This is a genomic window from Geodermatophilus sp. SYSU D01106 (assembly GCF_054049995.1).
The window spans coordinates 107,066-123,024 of sequence record NZ_JBJGYM010000001.1 but is presented as its reverse complement, the minus strand read 5'-3'; the positions used below and the strand labels follow the sequence as shown (position 1 = coordinate 123,024).

16 protein-coding genes and 1 riboswitch are annotated in these 15,959 nt (G+C 76.9%); of the genes, 12 read left to right on the top strand and 4 right to left on the bottom strand.

The window, feature by feature from the left end:
- Positions 1-18 precede the first annotated feature (18 nt).
- The 3 genes from ACI78R_RS00670 (at position 19) to ACI78R_RS00660 (ending at position 4,330) form a co-directional block, all read left to right on the top strand.
- On the top strand, positions 19-978 hold the full coding sequence (locus ACI78R_RS00670; RefSeq protein WP_457039318.1) for an o-succinylbenzoate synthase: 960 nt from the start codon (positions 19-21) through the stop codon (positions 976-978).
- Positions 975-2,654: a 2-succinyl-5-enolpyruvyl-6-hydroxy-3-cyclohexene-1-carboxylic-acid synthase gene (menD, locus tag ACI78R_RS00665; RefSeq protein WP_457039317.1), complete on the top strand. Its 1,680-nt coding sequence runs from the start codon at positions 975-977 to the stop codon at positions 2,652-2,654. The genes ACI78R_RS00670 and menD overlap by 4 nt, the downstream gene beginning before the upstream one ends.
- A 274-nt stretch (positions 2,655-2,928) precedes the next feature.
- A riboswitch (cyclic di-AMP (ydaO/yuaA leader) is annotated at positions 2,929-3,099 on the top strand.
- Positions 3,100-3,103: 4 nt separating this feature from the next.
- Complete coding sequence (locus tag ACI78R_RS00660) at positions 3,104-4,330, top strand: transglycosylase family protein (RefSeq protein WP_457039316.1); 1,227 nt, start codon at positions 3,104-3,106, stop codon at positions 4,328-4,330.
- 52 nt (positions 4,331-4,382) lie between these two features.
- Here ACI78R_RS00660 and ACI78R_RS00655 read toward each other — a convergent pair whose 3' ends face one another.
- The 4 genes from ACI78R_RS00655 to ACI78R_RS00640 all read right to left on the bottom strand — a co-directional run bounded on the left by ACI78R_RS00655 (position 4,383) and on the right by ACI78R_RS00640 (position 8,643).
- The gene (locus tag ACI78R_RS00655; RefSeq protein WP_457039315.1) at positions 4,383-5,738 is read right to left on the bottom strand and encodes a DUF222 domain-containing protein; all 1,356 of its coding nucleotides are present in this window, start codon (positions 5,736-5,738) and stop codon (positions 4,383-4,385) included.
- 97 nt (positions 5,739-5,835) lie between these two features.
- Complete coding sequence (locus tag ACI78R_RS00650) at positions 5,836-6,705, bottom strand: DNA polymerase beta superfamily protein (protein WP_457039314.1); 870 nt, start codon at positions 6,703-6,705, stop codon at positions 5,836-5,838.
- A 49-nt stretch (positions 6,706-6,754) separates the two neighbouring features.
- Positions 6,755-7,375: a class I SAM-dependent methyltransferase gene (locus tag ACI78R_RS00645; RefSeq protein ID WP_073421280.1), complete on the bottom strand. Its 621-nt coding sequence runs from the start codon at positions 7,373-7,375 to the stop codon at positions 6,755-6,757.
- Positions 7,375-8,643 carry an isochorismate synthase gene (locus ACI78R_RS00640; RefSeq protein WP_457039313.1) on the bottom strand — a complete coding sequence of 423 codons (1,269 nt, stop codon included), beginning with the start codon at positions 8,641-8,643 and terminating at the stop codon, positions 7,375-7,377. The genes ACI78R_RS00645 and ACI78R_RS00640 overlap by 1 nt, the downstream gene beginning before the upstream one ends.
- 36 nt (positions 8,644-8,679) lie before the next feature.
- Here ACI78R_RS00640 and ACI78R_RS00635 point away from each other — a divergent pair, with 36 nt between their 5' ends.
- The 9 genes from ACI78R_RS00635 to nuoE all read left to right on the top strand — a co-directional run bounded on the left by ACI78R_RS00635 (position 8,680) and on the right by nuoE (position 15,958).
- Positions 8,680-9,399 (top strand): demethylmenaquinone methyltransferase, encoded by a 720-nt coding sequence (locus ACI78R_RS00635; protein ID WP_073421282.1) that lies wholly within the window; start codon positions 8,680-8,682, stop codon positions 9,397-9,399.
- Positions 9,400-9,483: 84 nt separating this feature from the next.
- A complete protein-coding gene (locus ACI78R_RS00630) occupies positions 9,484-9,630 on the top strand; it encodes a hypothetical protein (protein ID WP_175562904.1) in 147 nt (48 codons plus the stop codon).
- Positions 9,631-9,643: 13 nt separating this feature from the next.
- Positions 9,644-10,318, top strand: coding sequence for a phosphoribosyltransferase (locus ACI78R_RS00625; protein WP_457039312.1), 675 nt, complete (start codon positions 9,644-9,646; stop codon positions 10,316-10,318).
- Positions 10,319-10,371: 53 nt separating this feature from the next.
- Positions 10,372-11,661, top strand: a complete 1,290-nt coding sequence (locus ACI78R_RS00620; RefSeq protein WP_457039311.1) for a geranylgeranyl reductase family protein — start codon at positions 10,372-10,374, stop codon at positions 11,659-11,661.
- A 153-nt stretch (positions 11,662-11,814) separates the two neighbouring features.
- Complete coding sequence (locus ACI78R_RS00615; RefSeq protein WP_425432421.1) at positions 11,815-12,177, top strand: NADH-quinone oxidoreductase subunit A; 363 nt, start codon at positions 11,815-11,817, stop codon at positions 12,175-12,177.
- Positions 12,178-12,211: 34 nt separating this feature from the next.
- Entirely contained in the window at positions 12,212-12,889 is a 678-nt protein-coding gene (locus ACI78R_RS00610) for a NuoB/complex I 20 kDa subunit family protein (protein WP_073421285.1), read from the top strand.
- Positions 12,886-13,623: an NADH-quinone oxidoreductase subunit C gene (locus tag ACI78R_RS00605; protein ID WP_457039310.1), complete on the top strand. Its 738-nt coding sequence runs from the start codon at positions 12,886-12,888 to the stop codon at positions 13,621-13,623. The genes ACI78R_RS00610 and ACI78R_RS00605 overlap by 4 nt, the downstream gene beginning before the upstream one ends.
- Positions 13,620-14,942: an NADH-quinone oxidoreductase subunit D gene (locus tag ACI78R_RS00600; RefSeq protein WP_073421287.1), complete on the top strand. Its 1,323-nt coding sequence runs from the start codon at positions 13,620-13,622 to the stop codon at positions 14,940-14,942. The genes ACI78R_RS00605 and ACI78R_RS00600 overlap by 4 nt, the downstream gene beginning before the upstream one ends.
- The gene (nuoE, locus tag ACI78R_RS00595; protein ID WP_457039309.1) at positions 14,939-15,958 is read left to right on the top strand and encodes an NADH-quinone oxidoreductase subunit NuoE; all 1,020 of its coding nucleotides are present in this window, start codon (positions 14,939-14,941) and stop codon (positions 15,956-15,958) included. The genes ACI78R_RS00600 and nuoE overlap by 4 nt, the downstream gene beginning before the upstream one ends.
- Position 15,959 lies beyond the last annotated feature (1 nt).

The window sequence follows — 15,959 nt, the reverse complement described above, 5'->3', positions numbered from 1 at the left end:
CGGCATACGCTTGCCGCCGTGATCACCTCCGTGCCGCTCCCGCCCGGGACGACGGCGACGGCGGCGTGGTCGGTGCCGATGCGCACCCGGTTCCGCGGCATCGACGTCCGCGACGGCGTGCTGGTGCGCGGGCCGGCCGGCTGGGGCGAGTTCTCCCCGTTCTGGGACTACGGCGTGGCGGAGAGCCGCCGCTGGTGGGCCGCCGCGGCCGAGGCGGCGCTGGAGGGCTGGCCCGCGCCGGTGCGCGACTCCGTTCCCGTCAACGTGACGGTGCCGGCGGTGGACGCGGAGCGGGCGCACGCGATCGTGGCCGCCTCGGGCTGCCGGACGGCGAAGGTGAAGGTGGCCGAACCGGGGCAGACGCCGGCCGACGACGTCGCCCGCGTGGAGGCCGTCCGCGACGCGCTCGGCCCCGCGGGCGCGGTGCGGGTCGACGCCAACGCCGCGTGGGACGTCGACACGGCCGTCGCCCGGGTCCGGGAGCTGGACCGGGTCGGCCTGGAGTACGTCGAGCAGCCCTGCGCCACGCTGGAAGGGCTGGCCGCGCTGCGCCGCCGGGTCGACGTGCGGGTCGCCGTCGACGAGGGCGTGCGCCGGGCCGGCGACCCGCTCGCGGTCGACCTGCGCGAGGCCGCCGACGTCGTCGTCCTCAAGGTGCAGCCGCTCGGCGGGGTGCGCGCGGCGCTGCGGGTGGCCGAGGCGCACGGCCTGCCCTGCGTGGTGTCCTCGGCGCTGGAGTCCTCGGTCGGCATCGCCGCCGGGGTGGCACTGGCCGCCGCGCTGCCGGAGCTGCCCTTCGCGTGCGGCCTGGCGACCGTCGCGCTGCTCGGCGGCGACGTGACGGCCGACCCGCTGCTACCGGTCGACGGCGCGCTGCCCGTCCGCGCGGTGGAGCCCGACCGGCTGGCCGAGGTGACGGCGCCCGACGACGTCACCGACCGGTGGGGCCGGCGGCTCGCGGCGGTGCTGGCCGCGTGAACCCCTCCACCGCGTTCGCCCGCGTGCTGGTCGACGAGCTCGTCCGCGGCGGGGTCCGCGACGCCGTCGTCGCCCCGGGGTCGCGCTCGGCGCCCGTCGCACTCGCGTTCGCCGCCGCGGAGCGCGCGGGCTCGCTGCGGCTCCACGTGCGCATCGACGAGCGGACGGCGTCCTTCCTCGCGCTCGGCCTGGCCCGCGCCTCCGGCCGGCCGGTGCCGGTGCTCACCACCTCCGGGACGGCGACCGCGCACCTGCACGCCGCGGTCCTCGAGGCCGACGTCACCGGCGTGCCGCTGCTCGCGCTGACCGCCGACCGGCCGCCGGAGCTGCGCTCGACCGGCGCCAACCAGACCATCGAGCAGCCCGGGCTCTACGGCGGCGCGGTGCGCTGGGCGGCCGACGTCGGCGTGCCCGAGGCCGGCCGCGAGGCCGCGCAGAACCGCTACTGGCGCTCCGTGGTCTCCCGCGCGCTGCTCGCCGCCACCGGCGCGCTGTCGGGCGACCCCGGGCCGGTGCAGCTCGACCTGCCGCTGCGCGACCCGCTGCTGCCGGAGGAGGAGCCGGGCCCGCTCACCGGCCCGTGGGCCGGGCGCGACGACGGCGGCGCGTGGACCGCGGGCGGGGCCACCCTCGCCCCGGCCGACCCGCTGCCCGACGCCCCGCGGACGCTGATGGTCGCCGGTGACGGGCCGTCGGCGGCCGGCCGGGCCTGGGCCGAGGGCGCCGCGGCCGCGGGCTGGCCCGTGGTCGCCGAGCCCAGCGGCGGGGCGTGGACCGGCGACGCCGTGCGCGGCGGGGCGCTGCTGCTCGGCGCGCCGGACTGGCTGGAGGAGCACCGGCCGGCGCGGGTGGTCGTGCTCGGGCGGCCGACGCTGTCGCGGCCGGTCTCGGCGCTGCTGGCCGACCCCCGGGTGCGGGTGGAGACGGTGGTGTCCGGCCCGCGCTGGCCCGACCCCGCCCGCTCCAGCACGTCGGTCACCCGCGCCGCGCCGCCGTCCGGGCCGCCCGCGGACGCGGCGTGGGCGGCCGCCTGGCGCGACGCCGCCGCGCGGGTGGGCACGGCCGTGGACGCGCTGCTCGACGGCGCTCCCGGCCTGACCGCCGCCCGGCTAGCCCGCGACGTCGTCGCCGCGCTGCCCGCCGGCGCGCTGTTGGTGCTCGGCTCCTCGACGCCCGTGCGCGACGTCGACCGGCTCGCCGTGCCGCGCGGCGACGTGCACGTGCTGGCCAACCGCGGCGTCGCGGGCATCGACGGGACGATCTCCACGGCGATCGGGGCCGCGCTGGTGCACGGTGGCCCGGCGGTCGCGCTCATGGGCGACCTGACGTTCCTGCACGACCTGCAGGGGCTGCTGACCGGCGAGGGCGAGGCCCGGCCGGACCTCACCGTCGTCGTCCCGGACAACGACGGCGGCGGGATCTTCGCCCAGCTCGAGCCGGGTCGGCCCGCGCACGAGCGCGACTACCGGCGGGTGTTCGGCACGCCGCACGGCCGCGACCTGGTCGCCGTCGCCCGGACGCTGGGCTGGGAAGCCACCGCGGTGACCGCCGCGGACGAGCTGCCGGCGGCGCTGGCGCTCGGCGGGCCGCGGGTGGTCGTCGTCCGCACCGACCAGCGCGCGGAGGCGGACCTCGCCGTCGCGCTGCGGGAGACCGCCGCCCGTGCCCTGACCTGACCCGCGCGGCCGGTGTGCTGCGTCACCGGCCGCCGCTGGTCCCGGCCGTCGAGGGAGGGCGGGGGCCGTCTCCGCGACACCGGGTGCGACCAGGGTGGATCGTCCGGACAGCGGGTTCGCCGGGCCCTCGACCGAGGGACGTCGATACCCCGCTGGAGCACACCACAACCCCCTTGTGACCGGCGACACGACGACAGTTGCCATGACGATATGTAACGTTTTGGCTGCGCTCAGCACACCGGAGCGCGGCGCCGGTCCGCCAAACCCTGCCCACCGGTCGCTCACGTCAACTCCCAAGGGCAGGGGTGGGGGACCCACTTCCGGCGCGTGACGGCCTACGGGGGCCTGACCTGAACGCGTCTCCGGGGTGAAGCCGCGTCCCGCGGCCGGGCACCGATCGCCCGAACCCGACAGCTCACCTCGCCGGCGGTGATCGGGAGATCATCACCATGCCCAAGCACCGCGCACCCCGTTACGTCCGCACCAAGAAGGTCATCGCCAAGGCCCCTGTCGCCGCCGGCGCCACCGTCGTCGGGATCGGCGTCCTCAGCTCGCCCGCCTCCGCCTCGACCAGCCACGACTGGTCCGGCGTCGCCCAGTGCGAGTCGAGCGGCAACTGGTCGATCAACACCGGCAACGGCTACTACGGCGGCCTGCAGTTCAGCCAGTCCACCTGGGCCGCGTTCGGCGGCACCGAGCTCGCCCCGCGCGCCGATCTCGCCACCCCCGCCCAGCAGGTCGAGATCGCCGAGGCGGTCCTCGCCGGCCAGGGCGTCGGCGCCTGGCCGTCCTGCGGCAAGTACCTGGCCGAGGGCACCACCGCGGCCGCCGCCGAGGCGCCCGCCCCGGCCGCACCCGCCGCCGAGGCCCCCGCGCCGGAGGCCGCCCCGGCCGCCCCGGCCGCGCCCGCGCCGGTCGAGGCCGCTCCGGCCGCGCCTGCGCCGACCGCTGCCGACGCCGAGGACTACACCGTCCGCTGGGGCGACACCGTCGCCAAGATCGCCGCCGCCCACGCCCAGAGCTGGCGGGAGCTCTACGAGCGCAACGTCGACGTCATCGGCAGCAACCCGAACCTGATCTTCCCGGGTCAGGTGTTCGCGGTGAGCGGGGCGGCCCCGGCCGCCGCGCCCGCCGAGGCGCCGGCCCCCGCGCCTGCCGCGGCCCCCGCCGAGGCTCCGGCCCCCGCGCCCGCCGCAGCCCCTGCCGAGGCGCCCGCCGGTGGCTCGAACGCCGGGGAGTCCGCGCCGGTCGGCGAGGTCGCCCCGCTCGCCGAGGCCGCCCCCGAGGTCGCCGCGGCGCCCGCGCCGGCCGCCGTCGCCACCATCACCAACAGCTCCGGGCCGATCCACGCCGCGGTGCAGGCGGCTGCGAACGCCGTCGTGAGCGCGGTGCCCGGCGCCGGTGACATCACCCTCGGCGGCACCCGGCCCAGCGCCGTCGACCCCGACGGGCACCCCTCGGGCAAGGCCCTGGACTACATGGTCATGAGCGACGCCGGCCTCGGCGACGCCATCGCGCAGTACCACGTGGACCACTGGGACGAGCTCGGTGTCGAGTACGTGATCTGGGAGCAGCGCATCCTCACCTCGCCCGACGGCGCGTGGCGCGCCATGGAGGACCGCGGTGGCGTCACCGCGAACCACTTCGACCACGTGCACGTGAACTACGTCGGCTGACCACCGCCCGACACGAGGACCCCGGCCGCCCGCGGCCGGGGTCCTCGTCGTCTCAGGCGGGGACGAGGGGCGGCGACCGCAGCGCCGCGGGTGTGCGGATCTCGGTGCCGTCGGGCCGCCAGGTGTGCCATCGCCCGTCCGGTTGTCGTTGCACGCGGAAGCCGGCGTGGACCTTGGTGTGGTGGCGTTCGCACAGCAGCGCCGAGTTCTGCAGCGAGGTGGGTCCGCCGTCGAGCCAGTGCACGAGGTGGTGGACGTCGCACCACCAGGTGGGGGCGCCGCAGCCGGCGAACACGCAGCCACCGTCGCGGACCTCCGCGGCGCGGCGGACGTGCCGGTCGGCCAGCCGCTGCTCCCGGCCCAGGTCGAGCGGGACGCCGTCGGGGCCGAGCACCACGCGGGTGATCGCGCCGTCGCAGGCCAGCCAGCGGGCGGTGGCCGCGGGGACCACGGCGCCGGACCCGAGGGTCGCGCTGCCCCGCCACCGCGGCAGAGGGGGCGTCCTGCTCGACCCGGCGCGGGCCTGGCGGATGCTCCTGGTCGCCTCGCCGGCACCGCCTGTCTCGGCCGCGGAGAAGTCGGCGTCGCTGTCGGTCGTGGTGTCGCCGTCACCGTCGGTCTCGGCGTCGGAGCCGGTCGGGGCGTGGTCGGCCGGGCAGGCGGGGTCGTGCAGGTCCTCGGCGTCGACCTTGACCACGACCTGCGGCTTGACCCCGCGCAGCCGCGGGGTGCTGCCCGAAGCGAGGGCGGTGTCGGCGAGTTGCACGGCGCCGTCGGCGAGCCGCTGGGCGCGGGTGCGGTCGTCGCCGGCGGGCCGGTCGGCCTGCACGTGCGCCTCCACCGCGGTGGCGAAGCGTTCGGCGCCCACGGGGTCGAGGTGCAGGTGGAAGCTGACGGTGCCGTCGGCGTGGCGGACCACCGACATGCGCCGCCCCTCGGTCGGGTCCGGCTCCGGGCCGTCGGGATCCAGGGCGTTGCAGTACCGCTTCACCACGACGACCAGGGCGTCGTGGTCCTGCTCGATCGCCACGGCGGTGAGCACCGAGTCGATCTCGCCCAGGTCCACACCCTGCGCCGCGGCGGCGGCGAGCCGGTCCGGGGTGGTCACCTCCGCGGCCACGGCCACCTGCGCGGCGGTCACCAGCCCGGCGTCGTGCGCCTCGGCCAGCACCGGCAGGTGCTCCAGCGCGCGGCCGTTGCCGACCAGCCGGGACGCCTCGCGCCCGGACAGCCGGCAGTGCCCGCGCAACCACGACGCCATGCTCTTCAAGCCGTCGCGTTCGGGAGCGGAGGACAGCTCCGCCGCCCGGACCGCGCGGGCGAGGCGGGCGTCGATCCGGTTGCGCTCGGCGACCAGCGCGGCGACGTCATCCAACACGTCCCCACCGCCGATCTCGCTCGAACACATGTACGGAGTCTAGCCCGTCCAGCGCCGCTCCGCGAGGCGAATCCGCAGGTCAGGAGCCTGTCCACAGATGCCGGACAGGTCTTGACACCCCGCGATCTCAGGGCAGCGACGCCCAGTACGCGAGGTGGGCACGGTGCAGCCAGCCGTCCACCCAGGCGCGGTCGGGAAGCGGCGGCACCGCCGGGCTGTCGCGCAGCGCCAGCAGGCGCGCCTCGGCGTCCTCGACCGCCTCGACCACCTCGGCGAGCGGTACCTCGCCGCGGCGCACCCGGCGCAGGTACGCCCGGTCCGGCTCCGGCACCGGCAGGGTGATCCGGCCGGTACCGAGCAGCTCGGCGCCCTGCACCCCGAGCCGCAGCGCGTGCATCGCGAACTTGACGTCGAACCCGTGTGCATCGACCAGCTCCGCGCGGCCGGGGCGGGCGCCGGTCATCGCCGCCCGCTGGGCGCGCAGGTAGCCGAGGAAGCGGTCGGCAGCCAGGCGCGAGACGAACCGGTCGGCGTGTGCGACCAGCTCCGCACCGGCCTCGGTGCGGACCACGACCTCCTCGTCCGGCACGAACAGCAGGAGGAGGACCGTCGGGTTGCCGCCGAGCGCGAGCCGCGCCCACTTGCGTGCCGAGTAGACGACGACGTCGAGGTCGCCGGCGCCGGAGCGGTTGGCCAGCCCACCGGGCCGGTCCCAGGCGGTGTGCCGGTGGTACTGCTCGAACGGCACGGTCGCCGTCGTCGACAGGCCCGCCGGCACCCGCGCGGTGCCGGTCACGAACTCCGGCGGCTCGAGGCAGATGCCCATCTCGTCGCGGTCGTCCTGGCCGGCCACGGAGGTGCCGTGGACGCCGGACCCGACCTGGGCGCGCAGGACCGTCCCCCGCTCGGCGACCGCGCGGGCCTCCGCGGAGGCGTGCGGGTGGTCGAACGGCGGCGGCAGCGAGCGGTCACCGGCGACGGTGGGGACGGGGCGCACCGCGCCAGCCAACCAGCGCCGTCGTCGCCTGCCGACCCGTTCCCCACGGTCAGGCCGGCCGCTGCCACACCAGCAGGTAGCGCCAGAACAGCAGCCGGCGGACGCGCACGCCCGGCAGCACCGCCCGGGCCCGCGCCCGCACCTCCCGCACGGTGAGCTCCGGGTCGCGCATCGGCATGCCCGGCACGGGGGCTCCGGCGGCGAGCCCGCGCACGGCCCGCCGCAGCCCGACGGCACGGTCCGCGACCGCCGCGGTGAGCTCCAGCGGCAGCTCGCGGGGCAGGTCGGTGCGCGGCAGGGCGACCATCGCCAGCACGCCGCCCGGGCGCAGGGCCGCGGCCAGGGCCCGCAGCGCCTCCTCCAGGGGCAGGTGGTGCAGGACGCTCATGCCGACGACGGCGTCGTACCCGCCCGCCGGCAGGGCGAGGTCCAGCACGTCGGCCCGGTCCACCCGCACGGTCGCCGGCACCCGCGCGCGGGCCAGCGCGACCATCTCCGCCGAGCGGTCCACGGCGTCCACCCGCGCCGCCCGCCCGGCGAGCTCGGCGGCGAGGTCGCCGGCACCGCAGCCGACCTCGAGCACCCGCGCGGCCCCGGGTGGCACGGCGCGCAGCAACAGGTGCCGGTAGTGCGCGTTGTGGTCCCAGCGCAGGTCCGGGACCAGCCGCATCAGCTCTCCAGCGCGGCCTGGAAGGCGGCGAACTTCGACTGCGTCTCGGCGAGCTCGGCGGCCGGGTCGGAGCCGGCCACGATGCCGCACCCGGCGAACAGCCGGGCCGAGGCGGGGTCGTCGTCGCACAGCTGCGCGCACCGCAGCGCCAGGCCGAACTCGCCGTCGCCGCGGGCGTCGAGCCAGCCGACGGGCCCCGCGTAGCGGCCGCGGTCCATCCCCTCGAGCTCGGCGATGACCGCGCGGGCGACGTCGGGCGGGGTGCCGCAGACGGCCGCCGTCGGGTGCACGGCGTCGACCAGGTCGAGCAGTCCCGCGCGCCCGCGCTCCCCGGACCGGCGCTGCGTGCCGACGACGTCGGTGGCCAGGTGCCGCACGTTGGGCAGCGTCAGCAGCGCGGGCTCCTCCGGCACCGACAGCGCGGTGCAGAAGGGGTCGAGCGCCCGCACCAGGGAGTCGACGGCGAGGGCGTGCTCCGCGCGGTCCTTCGGGCTGGCGAGCAGGCCCGCCGCGAGCCGCTCGTCGTCGGCACCCGCGCCGCGCGGGGCGGTGCCGGCGAGCACCCGCGCGGACAGCTGCCGGCCGGTGCGGCGCAGCAGCAGCTCGGGGGTGGCGCCGAGCAGCCCGTCGACGGCGAAGGTCCAGCAGTCGGGGAAGCGGGCGGCCAGGCGGTCGAGCAGCCGGCGGGCGTCGAGCGGCACGTCGGCGGTGACCAGCAGGTCGCGGGCGAGGACCACCTTGGCGAGCTCGCCGTCGCCGATGCGGGCGACCGCCGCGGACACCGCGCCGCACCAGGACGCGGGGTCGAGCGCCCCGTCGGCGTAGCGCAGCCGGGCGGGCGACGGCGGCAGGGGAGCGGGGGCGGGCAGGTCGCGCGGGTCGGCGTCGCCGGTGGTGGTCATCCACGCCAGCCCGCCACGCCGGCCGACGACGACCTCCGGGACCACGAACACCGACGTCCCCGCGGCCGGGTCGAACGCGATGCTGGCGAACACGACCGGGCCGGAGCCGGGGACCCCGACGGCGTCGTCGACGGCGAGTGCGGCGCTGCGGTCGGCCCACCAGGCGGCCGCCTCGGCCAGGGCGCCGGGGCCGGAGACCTCGAGGCGGTCGGCCTCGCCCCAGCCGACCATCCCCTCGCCGCGGCGCACCCAGGACAGGGCGCCCTCGCGTGGCAGCAGCGACAGCAGGTCGGGGGCGTCGGGCAGCGCGACCGTGGTGACCGCGGGCGCGACGGCGTCCGGGGAGGTCACCGCCGCGGCTGTCACGCTCCCCAGCGTAGGCAGGCCGGTAGCGTCGGCGCCGTGACGGACCGGCGAGACAGCGCACACACCGCCGGTCGGCGGGCCGGTCTGGACAAGCAGCCGCACGAGGTCGCGGCCATGTTCGACGGCGTCGCGCGGCGCTACGACCTCACCAACACCGTCCTGTCCGCCGGCCGTGACGTGTCCTGGCGGCGGGCCACGCGCGAGGCGCTGGGCGCCCGGCCGGGGGACGTCGTGCTCGACGTCGCCGCCGGCACCGGCGTCTCCACGGTCGAGCTCGCCGCGGGCGGCGTCCGGGCGGTGGCCTGCGACTTCTCGCAGGGGATGCTGCGTGCCGGCGCGTGGCGGCCGGTGCCGATGGTGGCCGGCGACGCGATGGCGCTGCCGCTGGCCGACGCGAGCGTCGACGGGCTGGTCATCTCCTTCGGCCTGCGCAACGTGGCCGACCCCGACGCCGCCCTGCGCGAGTTCGCCCGCGTCGTCCGGCCCGGCGGCACGCTCGTCGTCTGCGAGTTCTCCAGCCCCACGTGGGCGCCGTTCCGCACCGTCTACACCGAGTACCTGATGCGGGCGCTGCCGCGGATCGCGACCGCGGTGAGCAGCAACCCCGACGCCTACGTCTACCTCGCCGAGTCGATCCGGGCCTGGCCCGACCAGCCGGCGCTCGCCACCCGCATCCAGGCGGCGGGCTGGGCCGACGTCGAGTGGCGCGACCTCACCGGCGGGATCGTGGCGCTGCACCGAGCCCGCCGCCCGTAGGCCCGGCGGTCGGCCCCTTCGCAGGGGCCCGCCGCGAGCTTGCGAGTGGTGGGGGCGAGGGGGTCCTTCCACTAGCGTCGGTCCATGACCGATCCGTTCCCGGCACCCGAGCCGCCCGGCCCGTCGCCGTCCCCGGTGGACCCGATCTCCCCGCCGTCGCCGGCCCCGCTGCCGCAGCCGAGCCCGACCGACCCGACCGCGCCGCCGCCGGCGGGGCCGCAGCCGGTCTGACCCGGCGGCCGCGGTGGGCCCGCCGCCGTTCGCCGACCGGCGCGACGCCGGTCGGCAGCTCGCCGCGCGCCTGACCGACCCCGCCACCGCGCCCGCCGTCCCGCTCGACGCCGGCGCGCTGGTCCTCGGCCTGCCCCGCGGTGGGGTGCTCGTCGCCGCCGAGGTCGCGGCGGCCCTGGGCGCGGAGCTCGACGTCGTCGCCGTCCGCAAGCTCGGCCTGCCCGGCCGGCCGGAGCTGGCAACCGGCGCCCTCGCCGCGGTGGGGGAGGCGGTCGCGAGCGTCGCCGTCGAGGAGGTGCTGGCCCGGGTCGACCTCGACGAGGCGGCCGCCGCCGACGTCCGCCGCGCCGAGCTCGCCGAGCTGCACCGACGCCGCGCGGCCTACCGCGGCGACCGCCCGCCGCCGGACCCGGCCGGCCGCACCGTCGTCCTCGTCGACGACGGCCTCGCCACCGGCGCGACCATGCGCGCCGCCCTCGCGGCCGTGCGCCGCACCGGCCCGGCGGCGGTCGTCGTCGCGGTCCCGGTCGCCGCGCCCGGCGTGGCCCTCGACGCCGACGCCGTCGTCTGCCTGCTCGCCCCGCGGCCGTTCGGCGCGGTGGGCCGCTGGTACGACGACTTCGGCCAGACCGGCGACGACGAGGTGGTCGCCGCGCTCGCCTCCGCCGCCCGCCGGGGCCCCGCCTAGGCTCGGACGGTCGGTCCGCCCGGGCCGCGACCGAGCACCGAGGGGGCCAGCGCGTGACGACTCCGACCGCCGGAGGCGGTACCGCCGGGGGCAGTGCCGACGTCGTCGTGGTGGGTGCCGGCCCCGCGGGGTCGGCGGCCGCCTGGGCGCTGGCCACCGCCGGGCTCGACGTCGTCGTGCTGGAGAAGGCCCGGTTCCCCCGGGAGAAGGTCTGCGGCGACGGCCTCACGCCGCGCGCGGTCAAGGCGCTCGACGAGATGGGCGTCGACGTCTCCCCGGCCGCCGGCTGGGTCCGGCACAAGGGACTGCGGGTCTTCGGCGGCGGGCAGGTCGTCGAGGTCGACTGGCCGTCGCTGGACTCCTGGCCGTCCTACGGCCTCATCCGGCAGCGCCGGGACCTCGACCCGATGCTCGCCGAGCACGCCGTGGCCGCCGGCGCCCGGCTCGAGCAGGAGGTCACCGTCACCGACCCGCTGCTCGACGACGCCGGCCGGGTCGCGGGCGTGCACGCGCAGGCCGGGCCCGGGAAGGAGCGGGTCACCTGGCGGGCGCCGCTGGTGGTGTCCGCGGAGGGCCTGTCGGGCCGGCTGGCCAAGGCCATCGGGCTGACCCGCCGCGAGGACCGCCCGCTCGGCGTCGCCGTCCGCCGCTACGTGCGGACGCCGCGCGGCGAGGACGACTACCTCGACATCTCCTTCGACCTGTCCGCCGAGGGCCCGACCGCCGACTCCATGCCCGGCTACGGCTGGTCGTTCGGCATGGGCGACGGCACCGCCAACGTCGGCTTCGGCCTGCTCGACACCCGCCGCGGCGGGGAGACCGACGCGCGGACCGTGCTGCGCCGCTGGCTGGCGACGCTCCCGCCGGAGTGGCAGCTGGGCGAGGAGCACGCGGTCACCCCGCTGCGCGGCGCCGGCCTGCCCATGGCGCTCAACCGCGGCCCCGCCTACACCCGCGGGCTCCTGCTGGCCGGCGACACCGCGGGCGTGGTGAACCCGTTCAACGGCGAGGGCATCAGCTACGCGCTGGAGACCGGCCGGATGGCCGGCGAGACGGCGGCCGCCGCGCTGCGCGCACCCGAGGGCCCGGCCCGCGAGGCGGTGCTGCGCGCCTATCCGGAGCGGCTGCGCGAGGCCTACGGCCGCCACCACCGGCTCGGCACGGCCTTCCTGGCGCTGCTCGACCGCCCCGGCCTGGTCCGCTTCGCCACCGCGCACGGGCTCAAGCGCCCGGCGATGGTGAACGCGGCTCTGCGGCTCATGGGCAACCTCTCCGACGGCCGCGACGGCGACCGGTTCGACCGCGCGGTCGCCGTCCTCACCCGGCTGACGCCCTCGGTCTGACCCGGCCGTCGCGGCGGTCCGTGACCGGACCGTGACCGCCCGATGTGAACTCACTCACCCCCGGCGCTTCCATCCCCCGGGGTCGCGGCATAGGCTCGATGCACCAGTTTGTGAAATTCTTCACAAGCGTTCGAGTCGCCGAGGGAGGCGCCGGTGCTGTCGGCCTACGTCCCCATCGTGGGTCTGTTCGCGCTCGCCGCGGCCTTCGCGCTGTTCTCCGTGGCGGTCGCGCCGTACGTCGGCCCGCGCCGCTACAACCGGGCGAAGCTCGAGGCCTACGAGTGCGGCATCGAGCCGGTCGACCAGCCGCTGCAGGGCGGCCGGTTCCCGGTCAAGTACTACCTGACGGCGATGCTGTTCATCGTCTTCGACATCGAGATCGTCTTCCTCTACCCGTGGGCCGTCGCCAACGACGCGCTGGGGCTGTTCGGCCTGGTCGAGATGGTCGTCTTCATCGCCACCGTCTTCCTCGCCTACGCCTACGTCTGGCGCCGCGGCGGCCTCGAGTGGGACTGACGGGCGTGACCCCGACGGCGAGGAGCTGACACACATGGGTCTCGAGGAGAAGCTGCCGAGCGGCTTCCTGCTCACCACGGTCGAGAAGCTCGTCAACTGGACGCGCAAGTCGTCGCTGTGGCCGGCCACCTTCGGCCTGGCCTGCTGCGCCATCGAGATGATGGCCACCGGCGCCGGCCGCTACGACCTCGCGCGCTTCGGCATGGAGGTCTTCCGGGCCTCCCCGCGCCAGGCCGACCTGATGATCGTCGCCGGCCGGGTGAGCCAGAAGATGGCACCGGTCCTGCGGCAGATCTACGACCAGATGCCCGAGCCGCGCTGGGTGCTCGCCATGGGCGTGTGCGCCAGCTCCGGCGGCATGTTCAACAACTACGCGGTGGTGCAGGGCGTGGACCACGTCGTCCCCGTCGACATGTACCTGCCCGGCTGCCCGCCGCGCCCGGAGATGCTGATGGACGCGATCCTCAAGCTCCACCACAAGATCCAGAACGAGCCGCTGGGCGCCCGGCGGGCCCGCCAGCTGGAGCAGGACCGGGCCGAGGGCCGCGCCCGCGACCTGCTGGTCGAGATGCCCTCGAGCATCCGCGCCGACAAGGAGGCCCGGCGGGCCTACGAGGAGGCCGCGGCGGCCGGCCGCACCGGCCAGTTCCTCATCGAGCGGCGCGGCGGCAACGCCGTCCTGCTCCCCGAGCAGTACGGCGGCGCCCGGTGACCGGCCCCGGCGACCGCAGCGGCGCCGACGCGAGCCAGGGCGCCGCGGCCCCGTCCGGCGGCTTCCGCAAGGGCGCGTTCGGGGTCTCCGGCAGCGGCGACACCTCCGGCTTCGGCGGCCTGGTCCGCGTCGAGCCCGGCGGCGCGGTCGCGCTGCACTCCACGGAGCGACCCTACGGCGGCTGGTTCGACGAGGTCACCGACGCGCTGGCCGAGGCGGTCGGCGAGGCCACCTACGCCGCCGCCGTCCAGCGGGTGCTGGTCGACCGCGGGGAGATCACCTACTTCGTCGCCCGCGAGCACCTGCTCACCCTGGTCCGGGCGCTGCGCGACGACGACGCGCTGCGCTTCGAGCTGTGCAGCAGCGTCTCCGGCGTCGACTACGAGGGCAGCGGCGGTCCGGTGACGACGCCGGGCCGGCCGCGGCTGCACGTCGTCTACCACCTGACGTCGATGACCTACCGGCGCCGGGTCCGGCTCGAGGTGGCCGTGACCGTCGAGGACCCGCACGTCCCGTCGGTGTCCGGGATCTACCCGACGGCGGACTGGCACGAGCGGGAGACCTACGACATGTTCGGCATCGTCTTCGACGGCCACCCCGCGCTCACCCGGATCCTGATGCCCGACGACTGGGACGGGTACCCGCAGCGCAAGGACTACCCGCTCGGCGGCGTCCCGGTGGAGTACCACGGCGCCACGATCCCGCCGCCGGACACCCGCCGGAGCTACCGGTGACCGCCACGCAGGACCCGTACGCCGGGTCGCGCGAGACCACCGAGGGCCGCGTCTACACGGTCACCGGCGGCGACTGGGACCAGACCTTCGGCAGCGACCTCACCGGCGAGGAGCGCCTCGTCGTCAACATGGGGCCGCAGCACCCCTCCACGCACGGCGTGCTGCGGCTGGTGCTCGACCTCGAGGGCGAGACGGTGACCAAGGCGCGGGTGGTCATCGGCTACCTGCACACCGGCATCGAGAAGAACACCGAGTACCGCACCTGGACGCAGGGCACGACGTTCGTGACGCGGATGGACTACCTGTCCCCGCTGTTCAACGAGGCCGGCTACTGCATGGCCGTCGAGAAGCTCCTCGGCATCGAGGTGCCGCAGCGGGCGCAGACCATCCGCGTGCTGGTCATGGAGATCAACCGGATCGCCTCGCACCTGGTGTGCCTGGCCACGGGCGGCATGGAGCTCGGCGCGCTCACCGGCATGACCAACGGCTTCCGCGAGCGGGAGATGTGCCTCGACCTGCTCGAGGAGATCACCGGGCTGCGGATGAACCACGCCTACATCCGCCCCGGCGGCGTCGCGCAGGACCTGCCACCGGGCGCCGAGCAGTCGATCCGCGAGTGGCTCCGGGTCATGCCCGGGCAGCTGGCCGGCTACCACCAGATGCTCACCGCCCAGCCGATCTGGCAGCGGCGGCTCAAGGACGTCGGGTACCTCGACGTCACCGGGTGCCTGGCGCTCGGCGTCACCGGGCCGCCGCTGCGCGCCACCGGCCTGGCCTGGGACCTGCGCAAGATCGAGCCCTACCTCGGCTACGAGACCTACGACTTCGAGGTGCCCACCGCCGACACCTCCGACGCCTGGGGCCGCTTCCTGGTCCGGATGGCGGAGATGCACGAGTCGCTGCGGATCGTCGAGCAGGCCCTCGACCGGCTCGAGCCCGGCCCGGTCATGGTCGAGGACAGGAAGATCGCCTGGCCCGCCCAGCTGTCCCTCGGCGCAGACGGCATGGGCAACTCCCTCGACCACGTGCGGCACATCATGGGCACCTCGATGGAGGCCCTGATCCACCACTTCAAGCTGGTCACGGAGGGCTTCCGGGTGCCGGCCGGGCAGGTGTACGTGCCGGTCGAGTCGCCGCGCGGGGAGCTCGGCTACCACGTGGTCAGCGACGGCAGCACCCGCCCGTGGCGCGTCCACGTGCGCGACCCCAGCTTCGTGAACCTGCAGGCCACCGCGGCGATGAGCGAGGGCGGCATGATCGCCGACGTCATCGCCGCGATCGCTTCGCTCGACCCGGTGATGGGAGGTGTCGACCGGTGACCGCCCTGCCCGGATCGGCGGAGGGCGCGGCGACGACGGGACTGGTCGACAGCCCCGTCGCCCCCGCGGCCGCCGACCTGCCGCCGCTGACCGAGCGGACCCGGCTCGAGGCGCGGGAGATCATGGCCCGCTACCCGCAGCCGCGCTCGGCGCTGCTCCCGATGCTGCACCTGGTGCAGAGCTACCAGGGCTACGTCAGCCCCGAGGGCATCGGGCTGTGCGCCGAGGAGCTCGGCCTGACCCGCGCCGAGGTGGGCGCGGTCGCGACCTTCTACACGATGTACAAGCGCCGCCCGACCGGCCGGCACATCGTCAGCGTCTGCACCAACACGCTGTGCGCCGTCCTCGGCGGGCAGCGGATCATGGACGCCCTGTCCGACGACCTCGGCGTCCACCACGACGAGACCGCCGCCGACGGGTCGGTCACCCTCGAGCACGCCGAGTGCCTGGCGGCCTGCGACTACGCGCCCGTGGTCACCGTCGACTACGAGTTCTACGACCAGCAGGACGTCGACAGCGCCCGCGCGCTGGTGGCGGCGCTGCGGCGCGGCGAGAAGCCGCACCCCACCCGGGGCGCGCCGCTCACCGACTTCCGCGGCGTCTCCCGCCAGCTCGCCGGCTTCTCCCAGCACGCCGACGCCACGGCCGCCGCGGCCGCCGTCGACGCGCCGGGGGAGTGGGGCCCGACGCTGGCCGGCGTCCGGCTCGCCGCCGAGCGCGGCGAGTCCGCGCCGCCGATGACCGGCCCCGAGCCGGAGCCCGCCGACGCCGGCGAGCCCGCCGACACCGTCGCGCCGTCGGGCCGCACGGGCGAGACGCCCGAGAAGGAGGCCGCCGACGCCCGCGTCGCCGCGGCCGACAACCCCGCCGAGCGGGCCGGCGCCGCGCAGGCGCACCCCGACGAGGGCACCGAGTACGGCCGCCGCACCCCCGGCGGCCCCCGTCCCACCCCCGACACCCCCGCGGGCACCGAGCCGGGCACCTCCGGCCAGGGGCCCGCGACCCGGGAGGCCTGAC

What these genes read in the sequence shown, in the direction of transcription:
- ACI78R_RS00660 (WP_457039316.1), top strand. Translation starts at nt 3,104, where the DNA reads ATGCCCAAGCACCGCGCACCCCGTTACGTCCGCACCAAGAAGGTCATC.
- ACI78R_RS00655 (WP_457039315.1), bottom strand. Translation starts at nt 5,738, where the DNA reads ATGTGTTCGAGCGAGATCGGCGGTGGGGACGTGTTGGATGACGTCGCC.
- ACI78R_RS00645 (WP_073421280.1), bottom strand. Translation starts at nt 7,375, where the DNA reads ATGCGGCTGGTCCCGGACCTGCGCTGGGACCACAACGCGCACTACCGG.
- ACI78R_RS00630 (WP_175562904.1), top strand. Translation starts at nt 9,484, where the DNA reads ATGACCGATCCGTTCCCGGCACCCGAGCCGCCCGGCCCGTCGCCGTCC.
- ACI78R_RS00610 (WP_073421285.1), top strand. Translation starts at nt 12,212, where the DNA reads ATGGGTCTCGAGGAGAAGCTGCCGAGCGGCTTCCTGCTCACCACGGTC.